This is a genomic window from Filimonas zeae (genome assembly GCF_014641615.1).
GTDB lineage: Bacteria > Bacteroidota > Bacteroidia > Chitinophagales > Chitinophagaceae > Filimonas > Filimonas zeae.
The window spans coordinates 1,620,409-1,636,120 of sequence record NZ_BMIB01000001.1 but is presented as its reverse complement, the minus strand read 5'-3'; the positions used below and the strand labels follow the sequence as shown (position 1 = coordinate 1,636,120).

The window sequence follows — 15,712 nt, the reverse complement described above, 5'->3', positions numbered from 1 at the left end:
CAGCATAAAACGCTGCTATTCGCGTATTGCTGTTTTATCCGTCAGAATCATTTGCGTTATTTCTTCTTCTTTTTGAACACCACGCCCTTATGTTTCTGCATGTACCTGAGTAACTCACCCGTCATTTTTACCATTTGTGGACTGCCTCCTATACGATCGTGGGTGTTTTCTCCCCTTCTAAGCCAGTTGGCATTATAACCCACCGTTGTAGCACCGGTAGCCTGTTTTACTGCTTCCACCCCATCACGGATAAACTTTTTCTCTACTTCATAACTCATATCAAACTGGCGGCTCCAGCTCATGCCATGGGCAGCAGCTTCGTGGCCACGTTGTACTATTTCTTTTGCCAGGGCAGGGTTCTTAGCCACGGCAGCGCCTACCATATGCGAGCTTACCTTAATACCGTGTTTATCCCAGTTGTCCAGCATACGCGGAATCCCCTCTTTATAGCCGTATTGGTACCAGGTTTCCGCAGGCAGGTCTTTATACCCTTGCTGCATATTCTGCGGAAACGGACTTTCCGCATTTTCCGGTTGTCCTCCGGCCTCAAACTGCATCTCAATGGGCAGATACCACCAGGCGGCTGCCATCTGCCCATTGAGATGCAACCCGCATTGCCTGCTTTTCAATAGGGGTAGCCGTTAATGCCGGGGGTATAATGCCTGCCATACCCAGTAGTCCGGCTGTTTTAATAAAGTCTTTTCTGGTTGTCATAACTTGTCTTATTTATACTTCAGTTACCAAAAAGCAAAACTGTTTTTAGCCATAAATAAATGGCGTATCCTATACCATTTGCTTACTGTACAAAAATGAATAATAACAGCCCGTTTCTCTTGTACATTTATGAGTATTATCTGCCATTTCCGGAACATGGTGATCAAAAGAGACTCACCAGCCCAACCGCGTTTCAAAGGCGATTGAGATGGTAGTTGTAAAAAAGTCAATATTAACATTCCTGTAGCGCTAAACCTTTTGTACCCTTCATAGTCAATAGTATACGTACGAAGACTAAGCTATAAAACAGGTTATTCCAAAAGGGCACAGCAGTTGCAGGCTTTATGCTGCCGGTTCCCCTATGAGCGCTGCAATGCCCGGAAGGCATTGCGTAAGCGGAGGAAGAAGGAAAGCTACGGAGTTGAAGATGTCAATTAAAGCATTTATTAAATAAAGTATTCAATGAAAAAACTATTGCGGATTGCTGTGGTAACAGGCAGTTGTTGCGTGTTCCTGGCAATACTGAGTTCCTTTATCGCAGGCGCCCGGTTTTCTTCTTTACGCTTCCCATGGCGTAAGGCCGGACTTACTGAAGAGCAGGCTGCTGCTCATTTGCTCAGCCGCTTTACCTATGGCGCCACACCAGGCCAGGTAGAAGCAGTAGTAAAACAAGGATTGGAAAAATGGTTTGAGCAACAGTTGGAAGCCCGCCTTCCGGATGATTCGTTACAGGTGTTGTTACAGGGTAATGAAGCCTTAACACTCAGCAATACTGAAATTGTAAATACTTACCCACGCAATGCACAGGTACAGCGTATGGCTATACAGGATGGCTTTATTAATAAAGATTCTGTAAACAAAGGCGATCAGAAAGCCTATAGGGATATGTTGCAGCAATATATGCAACAGAAGGGATTAAAGCCGGTGCAGGAGCTTACAAGACTCTTTATTAATCAGAAAGTATTACGTGCGGCCTATACACAAAATCAGCTGCAGGAAGTACTTACCAGCTTCTGGTTTAACCACTTTAATGTATCGTTTACTAAAAACGATTGTGAACAATATATTCCTGTGTACGAAAGAGAGGTGATACGCCCTCATGCCCTGAGCCGGTTTGAAGAACTGTTGCTGGCTACGGCAAAATCGCCTGCTATGCTAACCTATCTGGACAACTTTAACAGCACCGGCGCCAAAGAAATGCCCAATGGTAAGGGCGGAAAAAAGAAAGCAGGTGGCCTGAATGAAAACTATGCACGGGAAGTAATGGAACTGCATACATTGGGGGTGGATGGTGGTTATACACAACAGGATGTAACAGAAGCAGCCCGTGTACTTACCGGCTGGACGCTTTACCCCATGAACGATTATTATAACAAAGCTAACCGCGAGCGCCTGGAAAGTGCCAATCCGGCTGCGCTGGAACGCAGAGGCGTAGTGCATACCGGCGATTTTTTGTTTCAGCCCAACCGCCACGATATGGGTACCAAAACAGTATTAGGCAAACAGTTTGCGGCCAACGGCGGCTATGAAGAAGGCGTGGAATTATTGCATATGCTGGCTCACCACGCCTCCACTGCCACTTTTATCAGCCGCAAACTGGCCGTAAAATTTGTAAGTGATAATCCGCCACAAAGCCTGATAGATAAGATGGCAAAAACCTTTATCGACAAAAAAGGGGATATTAAACAGGTGCTGATCACTATGGTAAATGCCCCGGAATTCTGGAGCAGTGATGCCCTGCGCGAAAAAACCAAGTCACCATTTGAACTGGCTATAAGTGCTGTAAGAGGATTAGATGCCCGCATTCACCAGCCTTATCAATTATATACATGGATAAGCCGCATGGGCGAAAGAATATACTATTATCAGGCCCCCACCGGCTTTCCCGACAAAGGCACGTACTGGATTAACACCGGCTCGCTGCTTAACAGAATGAACTTTGGGCTGGCGCTGGCCTCGGGCCGGGTACCTGGTGTAAGCTTTAATCTGCTGGCGCTGAACAATAACCATGAGCCGGAGAGTGCAGAAGCGGCACTGGCAACTTACTGCCGCCTGCTGATGCCGGAACGCAACAGCGAAGCCACTATACAACGGTTAACACCTTTATTAAACGATCCACGCCTGCAGCAAAAGATAGATAAAGCCGCTGCCAAAAACACCATGCAGCAGCCAGACCGTGAAACCCCGGAAACCATACAGCCCGGCTACGCCGCGCAACGCAGCAAAGCAGCAGCAACAGCTATGGCACCAGCTAATAAATATCAGTTATCGCAGGTGGTAGGCATTATTATAGGCAGTCCGGAATTTCAAAGAAGATAATCTACAAAAACACAGCATATGACATCGCGCAGAGCATTTATAAAAGCAGGTGGGCTGGCATTGTTTGGCATAGGCATTGGTGGTGTGCCCAACTTTATGGCAAGGGCAGCCGGCAGCCGTAAGGCAACCGGCCTGTATAAGAAGAATAAGATAATGGTATGCATATTTCAGCGGGGGGCAATGGATGGCCTGATGGCTGTTACCCCGTTTACAGATGAATACCTGAAAGCAGCAAGGCCCGGTTTGTTTATGACGGCTGCTACACAGGGCAATAACAACCCGCTGATTGATCTGGATGGGCGTTTTGGCCTGCACCCCGCCATGAGTAGTTTTGCACCATTGTTTAAAGAAAACAGGCTGGCTATTGTACATGGCATAGGATCGCCCAACAACACCCGTTCTCACTTTGATGCGCAGGATTATATGGAATCAGGCACGCCCTTTAATAAAGGCACTGCCAGCGGGTGGCTAAACCGGGCTGCGGGTTTACTGGGGCATGATGCTTCCCCTTTTCGTTCGGTAAGTCTTACCTCTTCCCTGCCCCGCTCTTTTTATGGCGATAACGCTGCTATTGCCATCAGTAATCTGCGCGATTTTTCTATACAGATGAAGGGCAACCCCATGGCTGCCAACATGGCCGCAAAAAGCTTTGAAGAACTGTACGATCAAACATCTTCCTCGTTGTTAAAAGAAACCGGCAAAGAAAGCTTTGATGCGGTGAAAATGTTACAGAAAACAGATGTATCTAAATACGTACCAGCCAACGGTGCCGTTTACCCCACCAGTGCTTTGGGCAACGCCTTAAAGCAGATAGCCCAGCTGATTAAAATGGATGTGGGCCTGGAAGTGGCGTTTGCCGAATCCGGCGGCTGGGATACGCATTTTAACCAGGGTACAGCCACCGGAATTTTTGCCCGGAATGTAACCGACCTCAGCAGCAGCATTACAGCCTTCTGGACAGATCTGGGCGCTTTACAGGACGATGTAACACTGATGACTATGACCGAGTTTGGCCGCACAGTAAAACAGAACGGAACCGGCGGCACGGATCACGGCCGTGCTTCCTGCCTGTTTGTGCTGGGTAATGATGTAAACGGCGGTAAAGTACATGGTAACGTGCAGCCACTTTCTGTAGAAAACCTGGAAGACGGACGCGACCTGGCCGTAACCACCGACTTCCGCAGCGTATTCAGTGAAGTGGCAGGTAAACACCTGAATATTCATAATGATAAGGTTCTCTTCCCCGACTGGAAAGGCAATACTATAGGCGTGATGCGTTCATGACCATTGCTTTTCCCCGTTAAGCAATGCGGCTGTACCGGCAACGGTGCAGCCTTTTTTATTGGTGTTTGTGCCTATTTTTGAGCCCATGCGCATGTATACACATCTACTGCAGGCACTGTTTCTGCTACTGCCAGGTTTTTACTTGTTTGCCCAGAAGCCGGTAACGCTTCCACAGCCCATTGCTAATGCGGCAGAAGAATACTCTGCACTGGCCACCATAAAAAAGCAGATACTGCTGATACCGCAATACCCCGATCAGCAGAAAACCTGGAGCATACCGGTAAAAACAGTGCAGAAAACCATTCAGCAGGCATCTCCCGCTTTTACTACAGAAGCTTTTACAGAAGTTACCCTGCAAAACCTGCCGGCTGTTATGGCCCGTGTTAACCTGGGTGGCAACTTTTATCAGGGTGTGGAAGGCGCAGTAGCCGTAAACAACACTTTATTCCTGAGTATTGAAACCGATGAAGCTACAGACAGCTGTTATCTGGTAAAAGGCTACAAACAACAACAGCATATAGTGCTGGATGCAGCACATATACTGGCGCTGCCCAAAGTAAAATGCAACGGCAAAGTGGTAAACAATGCCGGTTACGAAAGTCTTACGTATAATGCAGCCACCAATCAACTACTGGCAGTATTTGAGTATACCAATGTACCCGATGTTACGCAAACACCCATAGGCTACTTGGCCGATACGCTGCTAAGCCCTGCTGAAAACTTAACACCTGTATATATTCAGCAGCCCATCCCTTTTCGTATTACAGATTTGTGTGCCGGTAAAAACGGACAATTCTATGGTATCAATTTCTGGTGGGGCGGCGAGTATACCGATTACTTTACCTGCAATCCGCAAACACCGCTTCCTGTAAAAGACAGCGCACAGTTCAGGGGCCCTGCGCAAAAGCTCAGCTGCTATGGCCGGGTGCTGCAACTACAACTCGACAACCAGCAGCTCACCTGGCAGCCTTTGCAGGAAATTGGGTATGACTGCTATAACTGGGAAGGTATTATATCCGTTAAAAACCGTTTACTGGTTATTACGGATGCCAATAAAGGCAAATATCTGGAAAAAACCACGCACGTTATTGTTACTGATCCTGTAAAACAGTAGCCGGCTTTAGCGGATCAGCACTACCGTACCCTTCTCCAGTTTTTCATCACCGCCTTCAAACCGGTATTTACACATCCACGTATAGGTACCGGCCCCTTGTCTGGCATTTTTAAAAGTGCCGTTCCAACCGTCGCCTGGCTGGCGTGAGGCAAATACACACTGGCCCCAGCGGTTATACACCGCAAAATAATAGCTGGCCAGGTTACCCGCTACGGCAGGCCTTAACAAATCATTTACGCCGTTGTTATCAGGTGTAAAGCCAGTGGGTATATATACATAAGCAGAGCAGCTTTTCAGCGCTACCTTTATATCGTCTTCTCCCCGGCAGCCATTGGCATCTGTAACCTTCAGCGTATAGCTACCCGCATTATTTACCGTTACCGAAGCAGCTGTAGCGCCTGTACTCCACTGATAAGTATTAAACACATCCACAGGCTGTAGTACTACGCTGCTACCTGCACAAATAACCGTATCTGCGGGTAAAAAATGTTGCGGCGTATTCCATACCTGTACCTGCACCGTGTCAGCAACCGTACAGCCCCGCCTGGTTAATGCCTGCACTATATAAGCCGTGTCTTTATCAGGAGCTATTTTTACCGTGCTGTCATTTACCGGCAGCAAATGATAACTCACCGGCCATGTATAATTGCTCAAACCGCCGGTGGCCGTTAACACCAGCGTATCATTGTTACATACAACCGCATCGCTGCCTAACGATAAGGCGCCTGCCATAACCGGTACCACCACTTTACATACAGCATCTTCTGTAACAGGCAATGCCACATCGGTAAGGGTAACGGCCCGTTCTTCCAGTCCGTTATCTACTATCGTTTTCCAGCCGGTAGGATCAGCCTCCAGTTTAAAAGAAATGGGTTCCATGCCTGCACTTACCTCTGTGCCGGTACATCCCGTAAGAGTATCTTCAGGCACCAGCTGCATCAGTTCTGTTACAGGCCTGCCAGCATTGTAATAGTTCAGCAGCACGGTGGTGTTACCGTTGGGTTTAAAAGCTACGCGGGCACCATTTTGTTCATCACTCCAGTCTGCATTGTTTTGCGTGGTGTTCAGCCGTCTTCTTCTGTGTTTGCCGTTACGGTTATAAACACTCAGGTGTGTTGCCGAACTGCCAGAGCCTCCTCTGTTCAGCACCACAAAATTGCCTGCGGCATCTGCTATGGATGCTTCATTATCAGCAAAAGTATAATCGATACCCCAGGACTGGCTACCGGTTAATTCCAGATTTTCATTCAGCTGCACAGCTATATACTCCCTGTCTTCTGTATGCCCCTGCTGGTATTCTTCACCATATATTTCATAACCTCCCCCAGCCATTCTCCGCCCTTTATACTGATCGAAGGAGTTACCCCATGCCCCAAAATCATTATTATGGTACCGGTAACGTTTCAGCAGCTGCAAACTGCCATCGGCCCAGTTTAACCGCATAGCATATACCGCAGGTACATCCCCGGTTGTTATAGGTGGCATATCCATATAACCGGTTATCACCAGCGAGTTACCTGTTTGAAAAGCCCCCGAAGCATAACCAAAACTTTCCTGATGAACAGGAATAAAAGTTTTGTGCCACACCAGGCTGCCATCTGTACTACTGATACGTGCCACCATATGGAAGTTAGCCATCAGCCCACCGGGATGTACGCCGTTTATCAGTAATATCACATCACCATTACCGGCTTCCCATAAAAACTGATTGGTAATAAAAAGTTCATTCAAACTGCCTAATACAGCCGGGTTCAGGCGGTACCGGCGCGTCCATGCCGGGTTTAAATTACCGTCTCTTTTAGTAACTACCAGTTCATTCCCATCATGTGTAAACTTATCGTATAATAAACCCAGCAATACCGATGCATTATTTTGCAGCGAAACGCTCTGCACCCAGGCAAATGATTTAGCCGCATCCGGCGAGGCAGTTCTGCTGCTTTTAACGGGCGTGCCATCTTCTTGTACCAGCATCATCCACCCATCGCTAACAGCAGCGCCGGTGGTCTTGTATTTGCCGGCAATAACAGTACGGTTATTGGATAGTGCTATATGATGATACCCCTTAACGGTATCGCTGCCGCTGCCATATATTTTACGGTACGAAGAATCTTTACAGGCTACCGGTTGCGACAATACATAAGGCATAAAACAAAATACTGCCGCAAAGCATAAGCAAAACTGTTTCATATAAAAGAATTCGGGCTGATATGGTTATACATGACTAATTATCATGCAGCGGGGTATGAACGGGCACAAATTAAAGCGATCTGTCTGGTATATTCTGCCATACAACAGATTATCCTGCCCGGTAAAGACTTTTTGCCTTAAATAAGGTACAGGAAAGGTTAACGGATTAATACTACTGTTCCCTTACGCTGAATTTTATTGCCTTTATAATCGGTAGCCTGCACCACAAACACATAGGTACCGGGTGCCTGTGGCTGCCCTTTATGCATACCATCCCAGCCTCTGGCTTTAATATCGGTAGTTTCGTACAGCAATTGCCCCCAGCGGCTGTATATCCTGAAAAAATCCAGGTTGCTGATGCCTGCTGCAATGGGATGAAAATAATCGTTCAACCCGTTGTTATCTGGTGTAAACGCAGTGGGAACCAGTAAATCGGGCGGTGTATTAAATACACGCACCACCAGCTGATCGGTAGCAAAACACCCCTCCGGCGTAGTAGCAGTAAGCGTATACACCACAGAATCGGTACCGGCAGGCAGTTTTACCACCGGGTTATAAACAAGGCTGTTAGAAAGTCCTGTAGAGGGCGCCCACGCATAGTAAGTGGCACCGGTAGCAGTAAGTTGTAAAGGCTGATTAGCCACCACAGTAGTATCATTACCCGCAAACGCAATTACACGCGGAACCACGCGCACAAAAACACTGTCTATGGTGGGGTTAGGGCAACCAATAGTATCCGTTGCCGTAAACCGGTACCAGGTGGAGGTGGCAGGCCCTGCCAGTGGGCGGAGGGTATTGGCATACAGTAGAGTATTTACCGGCCACCAGTTAAAAAAGGCACCATTGGTAGCACCCTGCAGCCAGCCGGTATGCCCATAGCACACCACCGTATCTGCCAGCAGCGATACTACCGGGTAAGGCACTGCCTTTACTGCAATAACAGCCTGCGAAGGGCAACGTCCGGGGTTGGCAGTAACCCGTAAGGTTAAAGACTGCTGTATACGCCCCAATGGCGATTGCAGGGTTGCATTATTTACTGCTGTTGCAGGTGACCATTCAAAACGCTGTGCATCACTTACTGCATGTAACGGAAAATCATCACCTGCACAAACAACCGTATCTGCAGGCAGACTTACCGGATAGCGGGTTATCACATTTACCAGCACAGAGTCTGTGCTTACGCAACGGTCTTCGTCAATATTAATTGTATACCATGCCTGCGTAACACGCGGCCATACCGCCGGGCTGGCAATAACTGTGTTGTTGATATTATATTGCGGCTGCCATTGATATAATACATTCCGGTTATTCACCCGCAGCTGAATAGTATCTGTACTACAGATAGTAGTATCGCGGAAAGGCAAATCAACAGTTGGCTTTTCACGCACATGTAATACATGGGTAGCCGTGCCCGTACACCCCATACTGCTGGTAACCTTTAACGAAATCTGCTTATCTCCCGCGTGGGGGTATTGATATGTAACACGCGGCAATAATGATGAATCGTCAGCAGCGCTGTCATCTCCCAGACGCCATGTCCATGCCACCGCATTTCCAAAAGCTATTTCCGATGCATCGGCAAAATCATAAGGATGCAATACACAAATGCCCTTTATACCAATAGCGGGTGTAAAACCCGGATATATTTTTACCAGCGTGGTAGTAGTATCGGTACATTGCTGGTTTCTGTTAATAATCAGGCGTACGGTAAACTGCCCTGTATCCGGAAACGTAAACACCGGCTGCGGCTCTACAGATGTATTGCCACCCACGGTACCGAACGACCAGTAATAACTATTAATTAAAGGTGAAGCCGATTGGTTGGTAAACACAAGCGTAGAATCCTGACAGTTCAGGTATTCCGGTTCAAGAATAGCTTCCGGAGGATTACAATCTTCCACCCGCACCATAAAGTCTTTCCGGTGTGCCGCAATAGCAATACCACCACGCCACTCCGTAGCTACCACACTTAATACATACCTGCCAGGCGTGGGCGATTCGCCACTGATAAGTCCTGTGCGCGGGTCTATTGCCACTTTTTCTCCCATTGGGCCCCCTCCGGAAAAGCCAAGTTCCGATTTATAGGAAACTATTCTGTATTCCGGCGGACCGGCCGGACGCTCATCAAACGAGGCAGTAAATTCACCACCATCAAAAGCGCCTGTAAATACATAGCTAAGCGAATCGCCATCTGCATCGGTAGCTCCAAAATCAAGACTGAACGGAGCCCGGCTACAGATCAATACCGTATCTTTTACCCGGAAAGCGGCTGAAGAATTGTGCTGCGGTAAAGCCAACGTATCTGTACCTGGCAGAAAACAATCAAAAGTAGAACCTGGATATCCGTTACTGCTTCCCCCAACATTGTTTATGTTTACCGATTGGGCCCGGCAGCAGTTCTGATAAGCAATAATATATCCACCAGCCGTATATGCCAGATCTGCCTCTGTAGTATAAGTGCGCATTTCATAACAAATAACCGGTTTATAAGCAATACAGGCAGGATAAGTTTCCAGGGTAAGTGGCTGATTGCCTGTCATCCTCATTCTTAACGTAACCACCTGTGCAAAAGGCGCCTTAGCTGCAAACACATTCACCAGTGCAGAATCGGGCAAACAGGCTATACCTGACCCCGCTCCACAGGCCTGGTTACAGGCACGGAACAAACGCAGTGTAACCTTATACTTTCCGGTTCCGGCAGTAGCGCCCTCTCCCAGCCAGGTATAAAACACTTCTCCCCCCACAATATGTGTAGCGAACGACGGCAAAGCAAACAGAAGGCCGAACAGGAATATTGGAATTAACTTAATACAGGGCCGCAAAATCACATTTTTTAAAAGTTCAGGGGCCGTTGAAACGTGGTGAAAGTACGGAGAATTGAGCCGTAATTGGTGTTTGAATGTATTAAGTTTGGGATGTGGTTTGCCTCAAATATTTAATACATTGGGAATCAATATGCAAAAAACCACCGATTCCTTTATCTGCCGCAAAACCATCGGGAAGCCTTCAACGACGTTAAATAATAATACCATACACCCATTGTATCAAAACCGCACAACACCTATAGTAAAAGCTAAACAAACAGCTAGCAATCAGCCGCTTACAAACCGGCACATCTTTTATTGCCTTTCAGCTATAAACCACTTCAACACTATGCTTAGCAACTACTTTAAAATAGCATGGCGCAATCTTGTAAGAAACAGATTTGTTTCGCTGGTAAATATACTCGGGTTGGGCATTGGCCTGGCGGTGGCGTTTATTATTATGGCCTGGGTGGCTGATGAACTGAGTTATGATAAGTTTCATAAAAACCTGCCTCATATATATGGCATTATGCAAAACATGGAACAGGGAGGCGATATTTATACCGTAAAGTCTGTTTCGGGCCCATTAGCTGCAGCAGTGCGTAGTGAAGTACCGGAGGTGAAATATGCTGCGCGGGTAACCAATACGGGCCAGCAACTGATTGCTTATATGGATAAGGCTATTTATGAAGAAACTATATATGCAGAGCCGGATTATTTTCGCATTATGACTTTTCCCGCCATTGCAGGCAATGCTGTTGTGGCTTTGAATACTCCTAATACTATAATACTTACCGAAAAAACAGCGAAAAAATTATTTGACGGAGAAAACCCCATAGGCAAAATTGTTACCTGGAATAATCAACACAGCATTGCTGTGGGCGCGGTTATTAAAGATATTCCCTCTAACAGCAGTTATACCTTCAGTGCTGTGCTGCCCTTTACACTATTTGAAAAAGAGAACAGCGCTTCGCTCGCCGGCTGGAATAATAACTTTATTAATACCTGGGTGCAGCTGCAACCTAGTGCGAATGTGCAGCAGGTAAATGCCAAATTAAGTGCATTGGTACGTACCAGAGCAGATAATAAAAAAGCAGATTTCTTTGCCTATCCGCTGGCAGAAATGGCTATGCATAACAAATTTAAAAACGGAAAGCCTGCAGGCGGCCGCATGGAAATGCTGCTGATGATGAGCATACTGGGTTTGTTTGTGCTGGTAATTGCCTGCGTTAATTTTATGAACCTGAGCACCGCACGTTCCGAACGCCGGGCTAAAGAAGTGGGCATTAGAAAAACAGCCGGTGCCTCCAGAACAAGTCTGGTATGGCAGTTTTTAACAGAGGCAGTGCTGGTAACCTTTCTGTCTCTGATAGCAGCGGTTACCGCAGCCAAACTGCTGCTACCCGCCTTTAACAACCTTACCGGCAAAAATGCTACGCTTGATTTTGGTAACTGGAAAATACCGGTGGCGTTGCTGGCAACGGCATTGGTTACGGCAGTTATTTCCGGAGCCTACCCTGCCTTTTTTCTAAGTCGCTTTCAGCCGGTGAAAGTGCTGAAAGATACTGCCTCCCCCAAACAAGGCCGGTCGTTGCTGCGCAAGGGGCTGGTTACTTTTCAGTTTGTTATTTCGTCCTTCCTTATTATTACCACACTGGTTATTTACAGGCAGGTACAGTTTGGGCAGCAGTTTCCGGCAGGTTATGAGTTACAGGGGCTGGTGGAAATACCGGCACGGGGTGATATAGGCAATAAGTTTCAGCTGTTTCGCAACACCTTGTTACAGCAGCCCGGCGTACAGGCTGTAACTGCCTCTTCCGATAATATCGTAAACATCAACACCAGCACCAACGGCCTCTTATGGCCCGGCAAAACAAGCGATCAGGATTTTCCGGTATATACTACCAATGTACAATACGATTGGGCAAAAACAACCTGCATAGCTATGCTTGATGGCCGCGACTTCAGCCGTGCCTATGGTAATGATTCACTGACCTGTATACTAAACCAGGCAGCCGTAAAACGCATGGGCCTGCAGCAACCGGTGGTGGGTAAAATGATTGGCAGCCATAGGGTGATTGGTGTAGCTAAAGATTTTGTGTATAACAATGTATTTGCTGCTCCTACCCCATTGGTGGCTTTTCTGGACACCGGCAAACTGAGTCATATTCTGGTACGCATAAATAAACAGGCTAACAGGCAGCAAACGCTGGAAGGTATTCAGGCGGCTTTTAAACAGGCAGCTCCCGGTTATCCCTTTGTTTACAAATTTACAGAGGAAATGTACGATAATAAATTTACCGGCATCCGTTCCGGCGGGGCTTTCTCCAGCATGGTAGGTGTACTGGCCATTATTATATCGTGTATGGGTTTACTGGCGTTGAGTATGTTTATAGCAGAAAGGCGTACCAAAGAAATAGGCATCCGAAAAATACTGGGGGCTTCTTCTTCTACTATCTGGCTGTCGCTTTCCAAAGACTTCCTCTCCCCTGTTTTTCTGGCATTTGCTATTACGGTACCGCTGGCAGGGTTTGTAATGCAAAAAATGCTGGCGTCTATGGAGCATCATATTCAGCTTTCCGGCTGGCTGTTTGCCACAGCGGGTGCTATGGTAACGCTACTTGCGTTGCTGATAGTAAGCTTTCAGGCTATTAAAGCCGCCATAGCCAATCCGGTAAAGAGTTTAAGAACGGAATAAAAGCGGTGTATAGGAGCATAGCATCTGACACATACGATGCTCCATCATCTTTTTTTCTTTCTTATCTTACCGGAAATTTCACCATACCATGAACGCACTGCTTTGCCCGATATGCGACCACATGCTTGCATTGAAATATAAATTAAAGTACAGTGTATACGAATGTGGCAAATGCGACTTGTTACACGCAGATGCTAAGTTTGAACATTCCTTTCAATCAGACCTGGAGTCGGATGCAAGGGACGTAGGCCTGAAACAATTGCGTTTAAAAAATTTTTCAGCCATTATTGCAATGCTGAAAAAGCATACAGAAGAAAAATTCAAACAACTCTCCGGCCTGGAAATTGGCTGTGGTAACGGATGGTGGCTGGAAACATGTAAACAAAATGGCCTTGACTGTGTGGGTATTGAGCCGGAACACATCTACGAATCCTATCACAAAGCGGGAAACCTGAATGTTTTATATGGGTTTTATCCCGATGTAAGTCCGCATAAAGAAAATGGATATGACTTTATCATTTTTAATGATGTATTTGAACATATTCCTGATATAAATGGTCTGCTGGAAAGCTTGAGAAAGGATTTACATGAAGATGGTATTCTTATTATTAACTTACCGATAAGCAAAGGCTTTTTTTACAAGATGGCAACAGCATTACATAAGCTTGGTGTAAGCAAACCATTAATAAGAATGTGGCAGTTTAACTTTCACAGCCCGCACATGAACTATTTTAATTCAGATAATATCCAAAGGCTGTTAAGTAAGCATGGTTTTACTAATGAAGCTTGTTTAAGACTAGACACATTGGATTTTGAACATATTGAAGAAAGAATAAGAGCAGACCGTAGCGTGTCGCGTGTAAAAGCATGGGTTGTTGCAAGCCTTTTGAAGCTTTTTAAACCCATTATTAATGCTTCAGCCCCCGACATCCAGGTTTTCTTCTTCAAACAAAAAAGAAAATAGTATCTGATTAAAAGTCAGATACCACTTATACGCTGCCATTTTGCAACACCTGCGCCATGGCAGCTTCAATTACCGGCAGTGCATCCAGCTCACGAAAAGGTTTGGATATAAAACCCATCGGCCGCATGGTTTGCACCCATTCCTCAATATACGTATAGGTACTGGCAGAAATAAACACAAAGCCAATACCCTGCTGTAACTGCTCTGCTATATCCATCCCTGTTTCGCTGCCCCTTAAAAATATATCCAGGCATACCAGATGCAGCCGGTTGGCTGGGGATAAGTTTTTTCTATTACCGCGTCTATCTCCATTGCCTTGCTCAGTTTGCCATTACGCGTCAGCGTCTTTTGCAGCTCTATTGCCTCATTCACAATTGCAATCGGATCAACATATCTTTGAGCAACCTCCAGCGCCTTTGCTGCAAACATCTCACAGGCTTTCCATTGTTGTAAGTAACCCGTTGGCTAAGATACAACTTCCAGATGCTTCAATTAAGTCACACACACGCAATCATAGTACAAATTTGGATAATAAGATATTTCTGCTTATTTTCAGCTATCACCTATTCACCACTTAAAGTTTGCTTATGAAATTCATGTATCGTCTGCTGCGGTCTGCAGCCATTGTATTAGTGTTAATACTTATTACACAAACAGTAACCGCTCAACGCAAACTGCCACCGGCCCAATACCGGCCACATTTTCCCGTAGCAGGCAGCGCTTACAACAGTAGTACTATGTCTGTAAAAAATAACACCAATGAAACTACTCCTGTAAATGTGGACCTTTATGCTTCCACCGCTGGCACCGCTATTTATACTATTGAATTTTACAATGCCACTACCTCCCCTGCTCAGCAGTACTTTTTTTCTGTTGAAAGCGCACAGGGAGAATATATTGGCACTATTCCATCCGGTACATACTGGGTTATTTTCACCGCCACAACTGATGCGGACCCACGCTTTTTTCGCGTAGGCTGCGCGCAGGGGCAATGGGCTGTAGATTATCTGGATATTGAAGATGTACCTATTGGCCCCGGTTGTAATTATATTATTATTGAGTAAATGGCAATTGCCGGGGTTTAAACGGTAGCTTTCCCCTGAGCCGTTGCAACTGTGTGCAACATATCTTTACCTGTAAACAGCAGCTGTATTTGAAAGTAATATAGCTGCTGTTTTTATTTATGCATCCTGGTATACCGTTCTGACCGCGTAGGCTATGCCACCATACTCCGGCCATGAGGCAATATCACCCGTAGTTAAATATCCGGTTGCGCAAGCGCAAATTCCCCGCTGAAGGGTACGTTACGGATCTGTGGAGCAGTGCAACAGCAAAATGGAAAAGCTTTCTGGTTCACCTGGAAAACTTTCTGATTCACCAGGAAAACTTTCCAACTTTCTCAGAAACCTTTCTATAATATGCAGAAACATTTCCAGTTGGTACAAAAATCTTTCTACCTCAATCAGAAAACTTTCCAACCAAACCAGAAAACTTTCTACCTGAGCCAAAAAGCTTTCTAACCTAACCAGAAAATCTCCCAACTGAATCAGAAACATTTCTCATCTATGTAGAAAGCTTTCTAAATTAAACAGAAACGCTTCTGTATTAATCAGAAACATTTCCCAGTA

General features: G+C 46.1%; 12 protein-coding genes. 6 read left to right on the top strand and 6 right to left on the bottom strand.

Translation table 11 applies throughout. The features are described 5' to 3' along the window. Positions 1-56: 56 nt before the first annotated feature. Both IEY13_RS06530 and IEY13_RS30100 read right to left on the bottom strand, forming a co-directional pair. The gene (locus tag IEY13_RS06530) at positions 57-590 is read right to left on the bottom strand and encodes a polysaccharide deacetylase family protein (RefSeq protein ID WP_229687759.1); all 534 of its coding nucleotides are present in this window, start codon (positions 588-590) and stop codon (positions 57-59) included. Beyond that, positions 559-714 carry a hypothetical protein gene (locus IEY13_RS30100; RefSeq protein ID WP_229687758.1) on the bottom strand — a complete coding sequence of 52 codons (156 nt, stop codon included), beginning with the start codon at positions 712-714 and terminating at the stop codon, positions 559-561. Before IEY13_RS30100 ends, IEY13_RS06530 begins: the two co-directional genes overlap by 32 nt. Positions 715-1,176: 462 nt before the next feature. Between IEY13_RS30100 and IEY13_RS06525 the strand changes: the two genes are divergently transcribed. The 3 genes from IEY13_RS06525 to IEY13_RS06515 all read left to right on the top strand — a co-directional run bounded on the left by IEY13_RS06525 (position 1,177) and on the right by IEY13_RS06515 (position 5,431). Then, the gene (locus IEY13_RS06525; protein ID WP_188951124.1) at positions 1,177-3,033 is read left to right on the top strand and encodes a DUF1800 domain-containing protein; all 1,857 of its coding nucleotides are present in this window, start codon (positions 1,177-1,179) and stop codon (positions 3,031-3,033) included. Positions 3,034-3,051: 18 nt separating this feature from the next. Continuing rightward, the gene (locus IEY13_RS06520; protein WP_188951123.1) at positions 3,052-4,317 is read left to right on the top strand and encodes a DUF1501 domain-containing protein; all 1,266 of its coding nucleotides are present in this window, start codon (positions 3,052-3,054) and stop codon (positions 4,315-4,317) included. A gap of 91 nt (positions 4,318-4,408) precedes the next feature. Beyond that, a complete protein-coding gene (locus tag IEY13_RS06515; RefSeq protein ID WP_188951122.1) occupies positions 4,409-5,431 on the top strand; it encodes a hypothetical protein in 1,023 nt (340 codons plus the stop codon). A gap of 6 nt (positions 5,432-5,437) precedes the next feature. On the opposite strand, the gene IEY13_RS06510 is transcribed toward IEY13_RS06515, so the two are convergent. Further along, positions 5,438-7,618, bottom strand: a complete 2,181-nt coding sequence (locus IEY13_RS06510) for a T9SS type B sorting domain-containing protein (protein WP_188951121.1) — start codon at positions 7,616-7,618, stop codon at positions 5,438-5,440. Positions 7,619-7,776: 158 nt separating this feature from the next. Next, positions 7,777-10,386, bottom strand: a complete 2,610-nt coding sequence (locus IEY13_RS06505) for a PKD domain-containing protein (RefSeq protein ID WP_188951120.1) — start codon at positions 10,384-10,386, stop codon at positions 7,777-7,779. Between the two features lie 385 nt (positions 10,387-10,771). On the opposite strand from IEY13_RS06505, the gene IEY13_RS06500 reads away from it, so the two are divergent. Continuing rightward, positions 10,772-13,120 carry an ABC transporter permease gene (locus IEY13_RS06500; RefSeq protein ID WP_188951119.1) on the top strand — a complete coding sequence of 783 codons (2,349 nt, stop codon included), beginning with the start codon at positions 10,772-10,774 and terminating at the stop codon, positions 13,118-13,120. Positions 13,121-13,208: 88 nt separating this feature from the next. Further along, complete coding sequence (locus IEY13_RS06495; protein WP_188951118.1) at positions 13,209-14,084, top strand: class I SAM-dependent methyltransferase; 876 nt, start codon at positions 13,209-13,211, stop codon at positions 14,082-14,084. Positions 14,085-14,109: 25 nt separating this feature from the next. Here the strand turns inward: IEY13_RS06495 and IEY13_RS06490 are convergent, their stop codons facing one another. After that, positions 14,110-14,301 (bottom strand): response regulator, encoded by a 192-nt coding sequence (locus IEY13_RS06490; RefSeq protein WP_188951117.1) that lies wholly within the window; start codon positions 14,299-14,301, stop codon positions 14,110-14,112. 17 nt (positions 14,302-14,318) lie between these two features. Beyond that, positions 14,319-14,513 (bottom strand): hypothetical protein, encoded by a 195-nt coding sequence (locus IEY13_RS06485; protein WP_188951116.1) that lies wholly within the window; start codon positions 14,511-14,513, stop codon positions 14,319-14,321. A gap of 158 nt (positions 14,514-14,671) precedes the next feature. Between IEY13_RS06485 and IEY13_RS06480 the strand changes: the two genes are divergently transcribed. Next, complete coding sequence (locus IEY13_RS06480) at positions 14,672-15,148, top strand: hypothetical protein (protein WP_188951115.1); 477 nt, start codon at positions 14,672-14,674, stop codon at positions 15,146-15,148. The last annotated feature ends 564 nt before the right edge of the window (positions 15,149-15,712 follow it).

Coding starts and splice junctions, on each gene's coding strand:
- IEY13_RS06530 (WP_229687759.1), bottom strand. CDS start 590: ATGGCAGCCGCCTGGTGGTATCTGCCCATTGAGATGCAGTTTGAGGCC.
- IEY13_RS30100 (WP_229687758.1), bottom strand. CDS start 714: ATGACAACCAGAAAAGACTTTATTAAAACAGCCGGACTACTGGGTATG.
- IEY13_RS06525 (WP_188951124.1), top strand. CDS start 1,177: ATGAAAAAACTATTGCGGATTGCTGTGGTAACAGGCAGTTGTTGCGTG.
- IEY13_RS06520 (WP_188951123.1), top strand. CDS start 3,052: ATGACATCGCGCAGAGCATTTATAAAAGCAGGTGGGCTGGCATTGTTT.
- IEY13_RS06515 (WP_188951122.1), top strand. CDS start 4,409: ATGTATACACATCTACTGCAGGCACTGTTTCTGCTACTGCCAGGTTTT.
- IEY13_RS06510 (WP_188951121.1), bottom strand. CDS start 7,618: ATGAAACAGTTTTGCTTATGCTTTGCGGCAGTATTTTGTTTTATGCCT.
- IEY13_RS06500 (WP_188951119.1), top strand. CDS start 10,772: ATGCTTAGCAACTACTTTAAAATAGCATGGCGCAATCTTGTAAGAAAC.
- IEY13_RS06495 (WP_188951118.1), top strand. CDS start 13,209: ATGAACGCACTGCTTTGCCCGATATGCGACCACATGCTTGCATTGAAA.
- IEY13_RS06490 (WP_188951117.1), bottom strand. CDS start 14,301: ATGGATATAGCAGAGCAGTTACAGCAGGGTATTGGCTTTGTGTTTATT.
- IEY13_RS06485 (WP_188951116.1), bottom strand. CDS start 14,513: ATGTTTGCAGCAAAGGCGCTGGAGGTTGCTCAAAGATATGTTGATCCG.
- IEY13_RS06480 (WP_188951115.1), top strand. CDS start 14,672: ATGAAATTCATGTATCGTCTGCTGCGGTCTGCAGCCATTGTATTAGTG.